At 48.6% G+C, this 14310-nt stretch carries 15 protein-coding genes; 7 read left to right on the forward strand and 8 right to left on the reverse strand.

What is annotated here, in order from left to right; translation table 11 throughout:
• Window positions 1-2: 2 nt before the first annotated feature.
• On the reverse strand, window positions 3-1412 hold the full coding sequence (locus B2M23_RS04700) for a sigma-54 interaction domain-containing protein (RefSeq protein ID WP_052237179.1): 1410 nt from the start codon (window positions 1410-1412) through the stop codon (window positions 3-5).
• A 285-nt stretch (window positions 1413-1697) separates the two neighbouring features.
• Here B2M23_RS04700 and mtcB point away from each other — a divergent pair, with 285 nt between their 5' ends.
• The 7 genes from mtcB (at window position 1698) to B2M23_RS04735 (ending at window position 8588) form a co-directional block, all read left to right on the forward strand.
• The gene (gene mtcB, locus B2M23_RS04705) at window positions 1698-3158 is read left to right on the forward strand and encodes an L-carnitine--corrinoid protein Co-methyltransferase MtcB (RefSeq protein ID WP_038351887.1); all 1461 of its coding nucleotides are present in this window, start codon (window positions 1698-1700) and stop codon (window positions 3156-3158) included.
• A 49-nt stretch (window positions 3159-3207) separates the two neighbouring features.
• Complete coding sequence (locus B2M23_RS04710) at window positions 3208-4518, forward strand: MFS transporter (RefSeq protein WP_038351886.1); 1311 nt, start codon at window positions 3208-3210, stop codon at window positions 4516-4518.
• Window positions 4519-4610: 92 nt separating this feature from the next.
• Window positions 4611-5198 (forward strand): 4'-phosphopantetheinyl transferase family protein, encoded by a 588-nt coding sequence (locus B2M23_RS04715; protein ID WP_038351885.1) that lies wholly within the window; start codon window positions 4611-4613, stop codon window positions 5196-5198.
• Window positions 5199-5200: 2 nt separating this feature from the next.
• The gene (locus B2M23_RS04720) at window positions 5201-5932 is read left to right on the forward strand and encodes an AzlC family ABC transporter permease (RefSeq protein ID WP_013378691.1); all 732 of its coding nucleotides are present in this window, start codon (window positions 5201-5203) and stop codon (window positions 5930-5932) included.
• Entirely contained in the window at window positions 5929-6243 is a 315-nt protein-coding gene (locus B2M23_RS04725; protein WP_013378692.1) for an AzlD domain-containing protein, read from the forward strand. The genes B2M23_RS04720 and B2M23_RS04725 overlap by 4 nt, the downstream gene beginning before the upstream one ends.
• Window positions 6244-6300: 57 nt before the next feature.
• Window positions 6301-7098 carry a MerR family transcriptional regulator gene (locus B2M23_RS04730; protein ID WP_013378693.1) on the forward strand — a complete coding sequence of 266 codons (798 nt, stop codon included), beginning with the start codon at window positions 6301-6303 and terminating at the stop codon, window positions 7096-7098.
• A gap of 164 nt (window positions 7099-7262) precedes the next feature.
• Entirely contained in the window at window positions 7263-8588 is a 1326-nt protein-coding gene (locus B2M23_RS04735) for an MATE family efflux transporter (protein ID WP_038351884.1), read from the forward strand.
• Between the two features lie 62 nt (window positions 8589-8650).
• On the opposite strand, the gene hisIE is transcribed toward B2M23_RS04735, so the two are convergent.
• From hisIE to hisD, 7 genes are read right to left on the reverse strand one after another with little or no spacing between them, the layout of a single operon-like run.
• A complete protein-coding gene (hisIE, locus tag B2M23_RS04740) occupies window positions 8651-9274 on the reverse strand; it encodes a bifunctional phosphoribosyl-AMP cyclohydrolase/phosphoribosyl-ATP diphosphatase HisIE (RefSeq protein WP_013378694.1) in 624 nt (207 codons plus the stop codon).
• A 17-nt stretch (window positions 9275-9291) separates the two neighbouring features.
• Complete coding sequence (gene hisF, locus B2M23_RS04745) at window positions 9292-10047, reverse strand: imidazole glycerol phosphate synthase subunit HisF (RefSeq protein WP_038351883.1); 756 nt, start codon at window positions 10045-10047, stop codon at window positions 9292-9294.
• Window position 10048: 1 nt separating this feature from the next.
• Window positions 10049-10762 carry a 1-(5-phosphoribosyl)-5-[(5-phosphoribosylamino)methylideneamino]imidazole-4-carboxamide isomerase gene (hisA, locus tag B2M23_RS04750; RefSeq protein ID WP_038351882.1) on the reverse strand — a complete coding sequence of 238 codons (714 nt, stop codon included), beginning with the start codon at window positions 10760-10762 and terminating at the stop codon, window positions 10049-10051.
• The gene (gene hisH, locus B2M23_RS04755) at window positions 10759-11367 is read right to left on the reverse strand and encodes an imidazole glycerol phosphate synthase subunit HisH (RefSeq protein WP_038351881.1); all 609 of its coding nucleotides are present in this window, start codon (window positions 11365-11367) and stop codon (window positions 10759-10761) included. Before hisH ends, hisA begins: the two co-directional genes overlap by 4 nt.
• Window positions 11364-11951, reverse strand: a complete 588-nt coding sequence (gene hisB, locus B2M23_RS04760) for an imidazoleglycerol-phosphate dehydratase HisB (protein WP_038351880.1) — start codon at window positions 11949-11951, stop codon at window positions 11364-11366. The genes hisH and hisB overlap by 4 nt, the downstream gene beginning before the upstream one ends.
• Before the next feature lies 1 nt (window position 11952).
• Entirely contained in the window at window positions 11953-13005 is a 1053-nt protein-coding gene (gene hisC, locus B2M23_RS04765) for a histidinol-phosphate transaminase (protein WP_038351879.1), read from the reverse strand.
• 11 nt (window positions 13006-13016) lie between these two features.
• Window positions 13017-14303: a histidinol dehydrogenase gene (gene hisD, locus B2M23_RS04770; protein WP_038351878.1), complete on the reverse strand. Its 1287-nt coding sequence runs from the start codon at window positions 14301-14303 to the stop codon at window positions 13017-13019.
• Window positions 14304-14310 lie beyond the last annotated feature (7 nt).

The following is a 14310-nucleotide window of genomic DNA, read 5'->3' on the forward strand; positions in this document are numbered from 1 at the left end:
ATCTACCCTTCATAATTTTTTTGTAAATCTCCGCAGTACTCCTTAATCAGCCGTTGTGCTTTGGAGGCGGTAATGCCAAGTGCGGCGGCAGCCCTGCGGACGGTCTGGTTTTTTCTATAGGCATCGCGGACGATGTCCTTTTTTAATGCCTCCACACGTTCGTCAAGGGTAAGAGCGCTGTTGTCTGGGGTATTGCGGTTTTCTCTAAACATGGTTTCCGGGAGCTTTTGGAGGTCGATGATATTGCCCATGGTGACGACCACCAGGCGCTCGATCATATTTTTGAGTTGGCGCACATTGCCGGGCCAGTTGTAGCGCATAAAGGCGCTGAGGACCTCCTGCGAGAAGGTCTTATTTTTTTCGTATTTTTCATTAAACAGCTTGAGGAAAAAGTTAGACAGGGGGAGAATATCATCTCTCCGTTTTCTCAGCGGCGGCAAAATGGTATTAAAGGTACTGATACGCCAGTAAAGGTCCTCGCGAAATTTCCCCTCTTTTACCAGTGTGTCAATATCTTTGTTGGTGGCAGTGATGATGCGGATGTTTACGTGCTTCATTTTTGTGCCGCCGACGGGAATATACCGCTGGTTTTCAAGCACATCCAGAAGCTTGGCCTGAAGGTAGAGGGGCAGGTCGCCGATTTCATCCAAAAACAATGTGCCGTTGTTGGCCATTTCGATCAGGCCTATTTTCCCCTTGCTGCTGGCGCCTGTAAAGGCTCCGGGCGCGTAGCCGAAAAGCTCGGATTCCAACAGGGATTCAGGAATGGCGGTACAGTTGAGGGTGATGAACAGCCCTTCGCGTCCGCTGTTCTCATGGATATATTCAGCCACATAGGTTTTCCCTGTGCCGGATTCGCCCAGCAGGAGAACAGGAATGGTGGAGTCTGAGATCTGCTTGAGCTCGGTGATGATTTTCCAATAGTTAAAGGAACGGCTGATGATGGGCGTTTCGTTGGAGTTAAAATGACTGCTCTTATGCCGCCGGCCGGTTTTCAGGTCGTCATCCTTATAGGAAACGTCCCAGTGAGTAATTTCATTTTCCTGAACATTGCCGATAACGAGCTCCACACTGCCTTTATCGTCCAGAACCGGGGTCAAAATGGTAACCAGCTCTTCGTCGGCGGGGATAAAGCGCTGCTTGGCAAAGATAATGCGCTTTTCATCCATGGCGTAGTCCAGAGCCATGGGCGTCCAGTTCCCCTGAAAAACATCAGTGTTTTTAGCGTGGACCAGGTCCTCAGGTTTCAGGCCATAATGGCGGATACAGGCTGGGTTTACATAGACGATCCTGCCATCTCGGTCATTGACAAAAATTTCATTATAACAATGCTCCAATATAGACAACAGCATTTCCCTGGGCAGGCTGTCCAGATAAGCGCTGTATTCAGGATCATGGTCAAATTTTTTCATTTTCAGCCCTCTCTGCTTCGTAAAAATAAGTTTGTTTTGCTTTTGTTTTATTTTTAGGTCAATTGTATCATTTGTGAGTCAAACTGGCAATTCCCCTTAATGAGCTTTTTATAAAGGAAATAGAAAAGGAAATATATGATGGGTGTATTAAAAATAAACGATTTTCTAAACATAAAAATCAAAAAACTGTGAGAAACAGAGAAAGCTGTTTTGGCACAAACCTTGCATTAATATACAGCATCAACTAGCTAGAAAAGATTTTGAGATATTTAAGGAGAGAGACAAATGATTCGTAACAGTTTAACAGATGTGTTTTTTGCAAAGGATGACGTTGAAAATCTGCATGAGGGTGTTTTACGCGTTTTAAGCAAAGTTGGGGTTAAGATCGAGAATGACGAAGCGCTTGGAATTTTTGAACAGCATGGCGCGAGGGTAGAAAACGGTACAGTTTATATTGGAGAGGTTCTTTTGAACAAAGCACTCCAGACCGTTCCGGCAAACTTTGAACTGCAGGGCTTTGACCGCACAGTACAGGTCGGTCTCGACCACGATCCAGTGGTTATCCCAACAAACGGCACGCCGATGGTACTCAATTTTGACGGTTCTTATTCAGATACCAATACTGATGATTTGGTCAACTTTTACAAGCTTATTGATACCTCAGATGTAATGCAGGTTACCAGTGAAATTGCGGTGGACGTACCGGGTCTTGATAAAACTAAGGATTCGCTGCTGGCGCAGACGGCGCTGCTGATGAAATACAGCCATAAGCCCATCTACAATATTTTGGGCGCGACCATCCACAATTACAAAAAAGGCAGCGTGGCTCAGGGGGTGCGTGAAAATATCCAGTTTGCCAAAAAATATTATGGCTATGATGACAAGTATGTTATTTACAGCGGCACCTGCGTTATTTCACCGCTGGGTGTTGGCTGGGAGGCCATGGATCATTTTATGGGCTTTATTAAGGAAAACCAGCCCATCAGCATTACGGCCTGCTCCATGACGAACCTGACCGCACCGGGCTCTCTGTATGGATCGGTTGTAGAGGATGCGGCGGCAATTTTATCCATCGTGGTTTTATCCCAGCTCATGAATCCGGGCCTTCCGGTATTATATACCAGTCTTTCCTCCATGTCGGATATGCGCTATGTGCAGCTGTGCATGGGCGCGCCGGAATTTGCTTTGATCACACTGGGACACATTGCCCTGGCAAATTTCTATAAAATTCCGGTACGTGTCGGCGGCGCTCTGGGGGATGCCTTTAAGGCCGATTACCAGGCGGGCGTTGAATCCTTTGTGGGGCTGATGGCCCCGATGCTGAGCCAGTCAGCAATGATTCCTCACGGCTGCGGCACTATGGGCAGTTTTAATCTGACCAGCTATGAAAAATTTATTATGGACGAAGAAACCATCCGCTATCTCATGCGTCTGCGCAGGGGCTTTGAAGTGTCAGATAAGCGAAAGGAAAAAGCGCTGAAGGATATCACGAAGGTAGGGCCAAGAGGAAACTTCCTGGGAGGACGTACCCCTAAGGAATACCGGGAAGATAACTATCTGGCCTCCGAGGTGTTTAACCGTAAGGGCTGTAAGGAGAACACCCGTGAAGAACAGGGCGATATCCGGGATCGCGCCAGGAAGGTCTATGACGCCCGCATGGAGGCCTATGAGCTGCCAGATACCACGCTGGAACAGAAAAAGCTGTTGAACACTGAGCTGCCGGAACAATATAAATTTGATATTTAAGCTCAATGGGGATCGGTGATCCTTATGTAAATAAAAAGTGAGGTAATCAATGAATTTTTTAAAGGGTGAAAAAAAGCTGAGTGACTTGACCAGATTTCACAAAATGTTTCTCATTGTGCTTATCAGTATGGGAAGCTCTATAATCTATATGCCGGTTTATTTAAAAAACGTCTTTTATGAACCGCTGATGGTGGGCCTTGGCGTGTCCAATGAGCAGCTCGGCGCGCTGGTGGGAATGTATGGCATTATGGCGACGATTCTATATATACCTTCTGGTATTGTAGCAGATAAGGTCAGGGTGCGGACTCTGGCCTGGGTAGGCTTTGCTGCGACGGCCCTGGCCGTATTCTGGTACGCTGCCATGCCGTCTTACGGCGTACTGCTCTTTATTTTTGGGCTGATGGCAGTCACTACCATTCTAATCTGGTGGGGCACCCGTTTCAAGCTGGTCCGTCTGGTATCCTCTGAGGAGGAATACCCTAAGAATATTGGCTTCAGCTACGGCCTTTACGGTGTGGCAGGACTTATCTTCAACATGATCGCCCTCGGTGTTTTCGGGATGATCGCTGACCAGACCAGGGGAGTGACTACGGTGCTGATCATTATGGGCGCCATTATCCTGCTGTTTGGCATCCTCTCCTTTTTCTTTATCCCTAAATTTGAAGGAGAAATTAAAACCGACGGCAAGTCCTTTAACCTGTCAGAGTTTGCCGAAGCACTGAAGCATCCGGGTGTGTGGCTGGCCTCCATTTCCATGTTTTTTATCTGTTTTGTCTATCAGGGCATGAATTACACCACGCCGTTTTTGACAAATGTTTTCGGTGCGTCCCTGGGCCTGGTATCTGTAGTGGGAATGATACGGACTTACGGCATCACTCTGATCTCATCGCCGATTCTTGGAAAGGTGGCGGAAAAAATAAATTCACCGGCCAAGGTTATTATGGTTATTTCCGCAGTGGCTGCGCTCTGCTACGGCTCTTTCCTGATCCTGCCGAAAACAGCGGCCATGGCCATTGTCGTTGCGGTGATCATGGTGGTTCTGGGCTTTGTGGGAAACGGTGCCTTTGGCATTGCGTCGTCACAGCTCACAGAAACCAGGGTGCCCATTCATATATTCGGCGCGGCAACCGGAATGGTCTCTGTCATTGGCTTTTTACCGGAAAGCTTTATGCACCAGTGGTTTGGCGGTATGATCGACAGACAGGGCAACGCGGCCTTTACCACTATTTTCCTGATCCTTATCGTGTGCGCTGTGCTGAGTATTGGTGCTTCGCTGCTGGTGCGCCGTTATGCTAAAAAGCATGTGGGTACAGGGGAAGATAAGAAGATCGTAAAAGAAACGGATACCGCAGTGGAATAAAGGTTGATTTAGGGAATTCCCTAAAAATAAAATTGAGTTACAGTAAAAAAATGCGTATAATAGTAGTGTTATCACCTTTTGGAGGAAAATCCATGATTGATGTGTACACACTGGATACGCATTTTTTTTCGGTTACAGGAAAAACAGTGCATGTCGAGGTGCTCTTAAATAAAATATTTGAGAAAAAGGGGCTGCCAGTTCCGGTGAAAGTGGAAAAGAACCGCTATGGAAAGCCTTTTTTGAAAGAATACCCCAGTCTGCACTTTAACGGTTCACACTCGGGAGATTATCTGGTGTGCGCGGTGTCCCAAAACCCGGTGGGAGTGGACGTGCAGCTCATTGACCGGACAAAACGGCTGATGCCCCTGGCAAAGCGCTTTATGTCGCCCGGAGAGGTCCGCAGGCTGGAATCTCTGGACGATGAAAAACGGACGCAGGCATTTTACAGGCTGTGGGCGCAGAAGGAAAGCTATATGAAATACCGGGGCCTGGGCTTTGCCTTGCCGCTGAGTGCCTTTGAGATACAGCAAAGAGGGGAAGAATACCAAATCCTTGACGAGGGCTGCCAGGCCGGAGGCGTCTTTTTAAGACGTCTGGAGCTGGCTCCGGATTACGAACTCTGGGTCTGCGGTGAGGAGCCAAAGGTACGAAAAATTGAATTTGAAGTTTATGAGGAGTAGGAATGGAAACGACAGAAGAGAAGATCATCATTAACAACAGCTTCGCAAAGGGATTGCAGGATGGGATTCCCATAGGTCTGGGCTACCTGTCAGTGGCTTTTACCTTTGGAATGATGGCCGTCACCCAGGGGCTTCCTGCCTGGTCTGCGGTACTTATTTCCATGACAAACCTGACTTCAGCGGGGCAGTTTGCCGGGCTGGATTTGATTGTACTTGGCGCTCCCTTTGTGGAGATGGCGCTTACTCAGCTGATCATCAATCTGCGGTATGCGCTCATGTCTTTGTCCTTGTCGCAAAAACTGGAAGACTCTGTGACGACCCTGGAGCGCTGCCTGATCGCCTTTGGAAACACCGATGAAATCTTTGCCGTGAGCAGCGGGCAGCCTGGAAAGCTGGGAAAATGGTACATGTTTGGCCTGATGGTGATGCCTTATATTGGCTGGTCGGGCGGAACCCTCATTGGCGCGGCGGCCAGCACTATTCTTCCGGAGTTCATACGTTCCGCTCTGGGAATCGCCATTTACGGTATGTTTATCGCCATTATCATACCGCCGGCAAGAAAGAAAAAATCGGTCAGAGCCGTGTTGATCTTTGCAGTGGCACTAAGCTGTATTTTTACCTTTGCGCCAATCCTGAGCCAGGTATCAACGGGTTTTACCATTATCATCTGCACTATTGCCGCGTCGGCCTTTGGCGCCTGGTTCTTTCCCATCAGTGAGGAGGAGGAAATATGACGACGACTTTGCTAATATACATCCTGGTTATGGCGGGCGTTACTTACCTGATACGCGTGCTGCCGCTGGCTCTGTTTAAAAAGAAAATAGAAAGCAAGTTTGTGAAATCCTTTCTCTATTATGTGCCTTACGCGGTATTGGGAACCATGACTTTTCCGGCTATTTTCTATTCGACTGGAAGCCTGTACTCTGCCACTGCGGGGCTGATCGTCGCCATTCTTCTGGCCATGAAGGAAAAAGGGCTGGTTACAGTGGCTGTGTTTGCCTGTGCGGCGGTGCTTCTGGTGGAAACGGTGCTGGGGTATCTGTAGAAAGGGATTGACCTTCCCCTGCGGGGCAGGCTGTATGATAAATATGAGGTGAGAATCATGTACAGAATCAGTGAATTTTCCAAAATAACCAATTTAACGGTCAAGGCTCTGCGCTATTATGACGAGCAGGGAATCCTGGTGCCATCCCATCGGGACAGTCAGAATGGCTACCGTTACTACAGCGAAGAGGATTTCAAACGGGCACAGCTGGTTGCGCTGCTGCGGTCCTTTGAATTTTCCATCTCCGAACTGCGGGATGTTATGGAAAACTTTGACGAGGACACCGATCTGGCCTATTTTCTGGAAGAAAAGAAAGCCATGATCGAGCATAAAATTGAAAAGGAAAAGAAACTGCTGAAAAAAATCTCCCTCTATATCGAACCAACCGGTCAGGAGGAAAGCCCTATGCAGTATAAAATTGAGGTAAAACGTCTGGAACCCGTAATTGTCGCATCTATTCGCTATCAGGGTCTTTACAGTGAGGTGGGGAAATATATCGCCAGGATCTATAAGGCGGTGAAGGGGAACGCTGGTGGTATCCCCTTTAACCTGTACTACAATGAAGCCTACCAGGAAAAAGCGGATATCGAAATCTGTGTGCCTGTCAAGCGCTATATTGAAGCCGCTGGAATTGAGTGCAGAACGCTCCCGGCAGTGGAACGTGCTGTTTCGACCATACATCAGGGCAGCTACAGCCAGTTTAATCACGCTTACAAGGCCTTGCTGGATTACTCCAGGGCACAGGACCTGAAGCTGTTGATTCCATCACGGGAAAAATACATAAAAGGACCGGGCGCCATTTTCAGGGGAAACGAAAATAAATATATGACGGAAATTGTCATTCCCTTTGAGTAAACCGCTTGTTATATATTGACATTCTAAATACCTTTTGCTAAAATAGAGGCGTTCATCGGAGGGTGTACAGTCTATGAGATTGATATGCTGGATAAGATGGTTGATACCATTTTATCCGGCTTTTTTTCGTTTCTGGGAATATTAGAAAATAGAGGAGCAGTACAATGGACTTACTAAAAGGAAATCTGAAAAAGATATACTTTAAATATCTGTTCGCGTCCTTTGGCAGCGCGCTGATCGTATCCGTCTACTCACTGGTGGACTGCGTAATGGTGGGGCAGTATGAAGGGCCAGACGGTGTGGCCGCGTTGGCGACCGTGGCGCCTGTCTGGAATATTATCTACAGTCTGGGCCTGCTGTTTGGTATCGGCGGTTCAGTTTTGATGAGCGCGGCAAAGGGCGCGGGAGATGAGCGCCGGGGAAACAGCTTTTATACAATGGCATTCATCGGAGTCACTGCCGCTGCTGTTCTTTCATGGCTGGGCATTATTTTCTTCCAGGATGCATTGCTGCGCCTGTTCGGTGCGGATGATCTGCTTTTAGGGCTGGCGGGAAAATATCTTTTTTGGATAAAATTTGTGGCGCCGCTGTTTGTGTTCGGGCAGTTTTTGGCCGCCTTTATACGAAATGACAATGCGCCGGCAACGGCGACGATGGCTGTCATGGCCGGGGGTGTTTTTAACATTATCGGAGATTATATTTTTGTCTTTGTATGTGACATGGGGATCAGCGGTGCAGGTCTGGCGACAGCTCTGGGACAGGTGCTGTCAATCTGTATTTTGTGCAGTCATTTTCTGAGAAAAAAATGCCGTCTCAGGTTTGAAAGGCCCGTGGGCTTTGGTCATATGACCCGTCAGATTGTGCTCACAGGGTTTTCAACTTTTTTCATTGATATCGCCATGGGGATCTTATCCATGATGTTTAATAATCAGATTATGAAATACAGCGGCAGCTCGGCACTGGCGGTTTACGGTGTTATCATCAATGTCAATACCCTGGTGCAGGCCTGTGCATACGGTGTGGGACAGGCAGCCCAGCCCATCATTTCCATGAACTATGGTGCGGGGAAGGGAGATCGTATCCGGAAAACACTGCGGCTGAGCCTGATCACGGTTGCGGTGCTGAGTATTGTATGGACGACCCTGACCATGGCTCTGCCAGAGCCGCTCATCCGCCTCTTTATGAACCCGACGCCAGAGGTACTGGCCATAGCGCCGGATATCATGCGGAAATATTTTATTTCCTTCCTGCTGCTAAGCTATAATATTTATTCGACCTATTATTTCCAGGCCATCATGAGACCGAAGGCCTCCCTCGCAGTGTCTGTCCTGCGCGGAATGGTGGTAAGCGGACTGCTTATTTATACGCTGCCCGCCCTGTTCGGCGCACAAGCGCTGTGGTTTGCAATGCCCATAACAGAGATGATCATCGCTGTTATGGTCGCAGTTTTGATGCGGCATTATAATAAAAATCTTAAAATGTTATCTTAAACAAAAAATCAAAATAAAAAAGAACCTGAAAATTTAATTTCAGGTTCTTTTTTTAATAAGGCTTATTTATGCCGTTTAGTTAGTTCGACAAACAAATCGTCAAAAGTCACACCCTGGTTATTTAAGAGCACAGTCAGATGATAAAGCAGGTCAGATGCCTCGTAGGTGAGCTCTTCCTTTGAATCGTTTTTAGCGGCGATGATGGTTTCTGCGGATTCTTCACCAATCTTTTTACAGATTTTGTCAACGCCCTCCCGGAAGAGGTAGTTGGTGTAGGAACCTTCTACAGGATTTTCCCGGCGGTCCTGTACCTGGTCGGCCAGCTTATGGATGATATCCATGTTTCCTGTGGCTTTTTCTTCATTGGTGTACAGATTACGGTAGAAGCAGGAAGTTTCGCCTGTGTGGCAGGCAGGGCCTTTTGGGAGTACCTGTACCAGCAGGGTGTCGGCGTCGCAGTCATAGTCGATGGCGACGACTTCCTGGTAGTTGCCGGAGGTCTCGCCCTTTGTCCATAATTCTTTGCGGCTGCGGCTCCAGAAGGTGGCTTTGCCGGTTTCCAGTGTTTTGTCCAGGGCTTCCCTGTTCATATAAGCCACCATGAGTACCTGACGGGTGTAATAGTCCTGAAGGACTGCCGGGATCAGGCCATGGTGGTTAAATTTCAGTTCGATATCATTATTCATTTCGTTTCTCCTAAATTTTATTTTCTTACTGCGATGCCCTCGCTGTCCAGATAGGCCTTTAGCTCAGGGATTGGTATTTCTTTATAATGGAAGACAGATGCGGCTAAGGCCGCATCTGCCCCGGCCTTTAAAACCTCTGAAAAGTGGGCCTTTTCGCCCGCGCCGCCGGAGGCAATAACGGGAATCGTCAGAATTTCAGACAGCTTGCGGTTGAGCTCAAGGTCATAGCCGCGCTTAACACCGTCGGTGTCAATGGAGTTGATGCAGATTTCACCAGCGCCCAGCTCCTGACCGCGTTTGGCCCATTCGATGGCGTCAGTGCCAGTGTTTTCACGGCCGCCTTTTACATAAACATCCCAGGAACCGCTGTCATTGCGCTTGGCGTCGATGGAGAGCACCACGCACTGGTTGCCGAATTTAAGCGCCGCGTCGCGGATCAGCTGGGGATTTTTAACCGCGGAGGAATTGACCGAAACCTTGTCAGCCCCGGCCATGAGAACTTTACGGAAATCCTCCACCCGGCTGATGCCTCCTCCGATGGTAAAGGGAATTCGGATAGCCTCAGCCACCTTCTCTACGATATTGATAAAGATATCGCGCTCCTCGTAGGAGGCGGTAATATCGTAGAAAACCAGCTCGTCTGCACCCTGCTCGGAGTAATAGCGCCCCAGCTCTACCGGGTCCGCCACATCCTGTATATCTTTAAATTTCTTTCCTTTGACAACCCGTCCGTGGTCCACGTCCAGGCAGGGAATAATACGTTTGGTCAGCATTTTAGCATTCTCCTTTGAGATAGGCGGCCAGATCGATGGTGCCCTCATACAGGGCTTTGCCGGTAATTGCGCCGTAAAGGTTCATTTCCTCCAGTTTTTTGAGATGATCAGCAGAGGCGATGCCGCCAGAGGCGATAATATCCATGTTCAGATGCAGGTTGAGGACATTTAACATGTCAAAATTAGGACCGCTCATCATGCCGTCCTTGGAAATATCGGTGTACACCAGAGTGGACAGGCCGAGTCGCTCCAGCTTTGCCGCAAGTTCCAGCGCTTCGATATTGCTGCTTTCCACCCAGCCCTCTGTACAGACAATGCCGTCCTTGGCGTCGATGGAGACACAGACCTTTTCATCATACAGGGCCAGAAGCTTTTCGATAAAGCTAAGATCCTTTACTGCCTGCGTGCCGATGATAATACGGCTGACGCCGATATCCACATACATTTTTGCAATTTCTTCGTCGCGGATACCGCCGCCCAACTCAACCGGGATGTCGAGCGCTTTGACAATATCTTTGACGACTTCCAGATTCTGGGGCTTTCCGTCAAAAGCGCCGTCAAGGTCTACGAGATGCAGATATTCAGCGCCTTCGGATTCCCAGCGCTTAGCGACCTCCACAGGGTTGTCGAAATAAATGGTCTCATCGTCCTTAACTCCCTGCTTCAGGCGGACACATTTTCCGTTTTTAATATCAATGGCGGGGAATATGATCATTTGAGATTCTCCTTAAAATTCATAAGTAATTGAGTTCCGACCCTCGAGCTTTTTTCAGGGTGGAACTGCATGCCGATGACGTTTTCTTTCCGGACAATGCCGGGTACCTTAACAGAATAGTCGGCATAGGCGACAACGTCATCAAAGCTTTTTGGCTGTGCGTAATAGGAATGGACAAAATAAACGTAATCCTCGCTGCCGATGCCTTTGACCAGCGAATCATCACGATTGATGATAAGGTTATTCCAGCCCATGTGCGGAATTTTGAGCCCCGGCGCGTCAAATTTGACGATCTCTCCGGGAATATAGCCGAGGCCTGTCCACTCACCATCCTCGGTGCTTTTATCAAACAGAACCTGCATGCCCAGGCAGATACCCATAAGGGTTTTTCCGGACTGCACATTTTTGTCCAGACAGTTGATAAGGTCAAACTGTCTGAGATGCTCCATGGCGTCGCTGAAAGCACCGACTCCAGGAAGGATAATGGCTTCGGCGTTGTCCACGACCTTTGGGTCACGGGTGATCACGCCTTCCAGATCCACATCCTTTAATGCGGTGTAGACATTTTTTAAATTGCCCACGTCATAATCAATGATTGCGATCATTCCAAAACTCCTTTTGTGCTTGGCACGCCCTTAACATTGGGGTCAATGGTGACTGCCTGTTTCAGGGTACGGCCAAAGCATTTAAATATCCCCTCCACAATATGGTGGTTGTTACGGCCATAAAGAGAGGCTACGTGGATGGTCATTTTGCTGTTATTTGTAAATGCGATGAAAAACTCTTCCAGCATTTCGGTTTCAAATTCCCCGATATACTCTCGCGTCAGTGGAACGTCGTAAACCAGATAAGACCGTCCGCTGATGTCAATACAGATACGGCACAGAGCCTCATCCATTGGGGTAAGCTGGAAAGCATAGCGGGTGATACCGGCTTTATCGCCAAGGGCTTCGGCAAAGGCCTTGCCGAGAAGAATGCCGATATCCTCCAGCACATGGTGGTTATCTGCAGCATCGCCTGTTGCTTTCAGGGTTAGATCAAAGCGGCCGTGCTTGGTGAACAGGGTCATCATGTGATCAAAAAAGCCAACACCGGTAGAGACGTCGCACTGGCCGGTGCCGTCAAGATTCAGGCTCAACTCAATGTCGGTTTCAAAGGTTTTTCTTGTTAATGTGATTTTTCTTTCCATCTTATAATACCTTTTTCAATATTTCAAGTACTTTCCGGTTTTCCTCGGGGGTGCCGATGGACAGCCGGATACTGGCAGGCATGGTTTCGTTTCCTTTAAAAAATTTAATGAGGATGCCGTTTTCCTTCATGGCTTCATAGATTGCTTCGCCTTTGCCGGTTTCAAAGTAAATGAAGTTGGAGGCAGTAGGATAAAGCGAATCCAGGGGCATATCCCGCAGTGCCTTGTACATTTTATGGCGTTCAGCATTCAGGGTTTTCAGTCGGTCAAGAAGCTTTTCACGGTTTTTAAGGGCGATGACAGCTGCCTTCTGGGTGAGTACGTTGATATTATAGGGCGATTTGACCTTGTACATCACGTCAATAAGCGCTTTGTTACCCAGACAGTAACCACAGCGGATGCCTGCCATGCCGAAAGCTTTGGAAAGTGTTCTTAAAACCAGAAGGTTTGGATAATTTTCGATCAGATCCGCATGTGTACTGCCCTTAAATTCCATATAGGCTTCATCCAGGATAACCAGAGCATTGGTTTCCTCAAGAATCTGGACAATGTCATAGCGCGGGAAGAGATAGCCGGTGGGGTTGTTGGGATTACAGAGGTAGATGAGCTTGGCGTCATTTACCTTGGCGGCGGAGATAATTCCTTCCACATCAGGGATGTGCCCGTTTTTATCAGGTACGCCCACAAACTGTCCATCGGCAATGGCTGTCCAGATATGGTACATGGCAAAGGACGGGGTGTGGGTGACCGCTGTATCACCAGGATTCATAAAGGACTGGTTGATCATGGCGATAAGCTCGTCTGAGCCGGAACCGCAGATAATCTGGTCTTCCGGTACGCCAGTGTAGTCTGAAAGTTCAGCCAGAAGCTCTGGAAAACAGGCCTCCGGATAGCGGTTCAGCGGCGTTTTCATGATTTCGTCGCAGAGTTCTTTTTTCAGCGCCTCAGGAAAATCCCAGGGGTTCTCGTTGGCATTGAGGATAATGTCATACTGTGGGGCCTCGACCTTATAAGCTTCGAGGTCTTTAACACATTTACGCGCAAAGTTTTTCATGGCGGACTCCTTTACTTATTTTCATAGCGGCGCTCCACGGATTTTGCGTGGGCGTCAAGCCCTTCGGAGCGGGCAAAGGCAGCGATCTTTGTATAAACCTTTTCCAGAGCATCCTCAGAGTAGGAGAGAATGCTGGATTTTTTCATAAAGTCGTAAACACCAAGCGGTGAAGAGAATTTGGCGGTGCCAGAGGTCGGCAGCGTATGGTTTGGTCCTGCGAAATAATCTCCCAGCGGCTCTGGGGTATAACTTCCGAGGAAAATAGCGCCGGCGTTGCGGACGCGTTCCAGATACTGCATTGGCTCAGGCAGGAGAATTTCCATATGCTCAGGCGCGATGGCGTTGGAGAGCTCAAAGGCCTGCTCCAGGTTTTCTGCCACAAAGACAAAGCCGTAATTATCCACCGATTTTCGGGCAATTTCCTTGCGCCCGAGGTCAGCCTCGATCTGGCGGTAAACCTCGGCGATGACTTTTTCGCCAAAATCGGCGTCGGTGGTGACCAGAATTGGCATGGCCATTTCATCGTGCTCAGCCTGAGAAAGCAGATCAGCGGCGGCGTAAACAGGATTGGCGGTTCCGTCAGCCAGGATCAATACCTCGCTGGGGCCGGCGATCATATCAATGGCGACTTTGCCAAAAACCTCTTTCTTGGCCGTGGCCACATAGATATTGCCAGGCCCTACAATTTTATTGACGGGAACAACACTCTCGGTTCCGTAGGCCAGTGCGGCGACAGCCTGTGCGCCGCCTACCTTATAAATTTCATGAACACCTGCAATCCTGGCAGCAGCCAGAATATTTGGATTGATCTTTCCGTCTTTTCCCGGTGGGGTTACCATGACCAGGGAATCTACACCGGCGACAAGGGCCGGAATACTGTCCATAAGCACTGTGGAGGGATACGCGGCCTTACCGCCAGGTACATAGAGGCCGACCCTCTCCAGCGGCGTAATGTGCTGCCCCAAGGTAATGCCCGGACCGGGATTATACATCCAGGTTTCTTCCTTTTGCTTTTCGTGAAAAGCGCGGATGTTGTCTGCGGCTTCTTCAATAATAGCGGCCATTTTCGGTCCTGCGAGTTCAAAAGCCTCCTGAATTTCATCGTCGGTAACACGCAGGGTATCCAGACGGCAGCCGTCAAATTTTTCAGTATAGTTTATAAGCGCCGCGTCGCCCTGGGATTTGACAGTGTCGATGATTTCCAGAACACGGCCGCGGATTTCCTGATTTTCGCCCTCATCACGTTTGAGAAGTGTGTCGAGCTTGTTAATGCTTTCTTTGTAGGTGTAAGTTTTCATGGGAGTT

This window comes from Eubacterium limosum (genome assembly GCF_000807675.2).
GTDB classification, from domain to species: domain Bacteria; phylum Bacillota; class Clostridia; order Eubacteriales; family Eubacteriaceae; genus Eubacterium; species Eubacterium limosum.

What these genes read in the sequence shown, in the direction of transcription:
- B2M23_RS04700 (WP_052237179.1), bottom strand. Translation starts at nt 1,412, where the DNA reads ATGAAAAAATTTGACCATGATCCTGAATACAGCGCTTATCTGGACAGC.
- mtcB (WP_038351887.1), top strand. Translation starts at nt 1,698, where the DNA reads ATGATTCGTAACAGTTTAACAGATGTGTTTTTTGCAAAGGATGACGTT.
- B2M23_RS04710 (WP_038351886.1), top strand. Translation starts at nt 3,208, where the DNA reads ATGAATTTTTTAAAGGGTGAAAAAAAGCTGAGTGACTTGACCAGATTT.
- B2M23_RS04715 (WP_038351885.1), top strand. Translation starts at nt 4,611, where the DNA reads ATGATTGATGTGTACACACTGGATACGCATTTTTTTTCGGTTACAGGA.
- B2M23_RS04720 (WP_013378691.1), top strand. Translation starts at nt 5,201, where the DNA reads ATGGAAACGACAGAAGAGAAGATCATCATTAACAACAGCTTCGCAAAG.
- B2M23_RS04725 (WP_013378692.1), top strand. Translation starts at nt 5,929, where the DNA reads ATGACGACGACTTTGCTAATATACATCCTGGTTATGGCGGGCGTTACT.
- B2M23_RS04730 (WP_013378693.1), top strand. Translation starts at nt 6,301, where the DNA reads ATGTACAGAATCAGTGAATTTTCCAAAATAACCAATTTAACGGTCAAG.
- B2M23_RS04735 (WP_038351884.1), top strand. Translation starts at nt 7,263, where the DNA reads ATGGACTTACTAAAAGGAAATCTGAAAAAGATATACTTTAAATATCTG.
- hisIE (WP_013378694.1), bottom strand. Translation starts at nt 9,274, where the DNA reads ATGAATAATGATATCGAACTGAAATTTAACCACCATGGCCTGATCCCG.
- hisF (WP_038351883.1), bottom strand. Translation starts at nt 10,047, where the DNA reads ATGCTGACCAAACGTATTATTCCCTGCCTGGACGTGGACCACGGACGG.
- hisA (WP_038351882.1), bottom strand. Translation starts at nt 10,762, where the DNA reads ATGATCATATTCCCCGCCATTGATATTAAAAACGGAAAATGTGTCCGC.
- hisH (WP_038351881.1), bottom strand. Translation starts at nt 11,367, where the DNA reads ATGATCGCAATCATTGATTATGACGTGGGCAATTTAAAAAATGTCTAC.
- hisB (WP_038351880.1), bottom strand. Translation starts at nt 11,951, where the DNA reads ATGGAAAGAAAAATCACATTAACAAGAAAAACCTTTGAAACCGACATT.
- hisC (WP_038351879.1), bottom strand. Translation starts at nt 13,005, where the DNA reads ATGAAAAACTTTGCGCGTAAATGTGTTAAAGACCTCGAAGCTTATAAG.
- hisD (WP_038351878.1), bottom strand. Translation starts at nt 14,303, where the DNA reads ATGAAAACTTACACCTACAAAGAAAGCATTAACAAGCTCGACACACTT.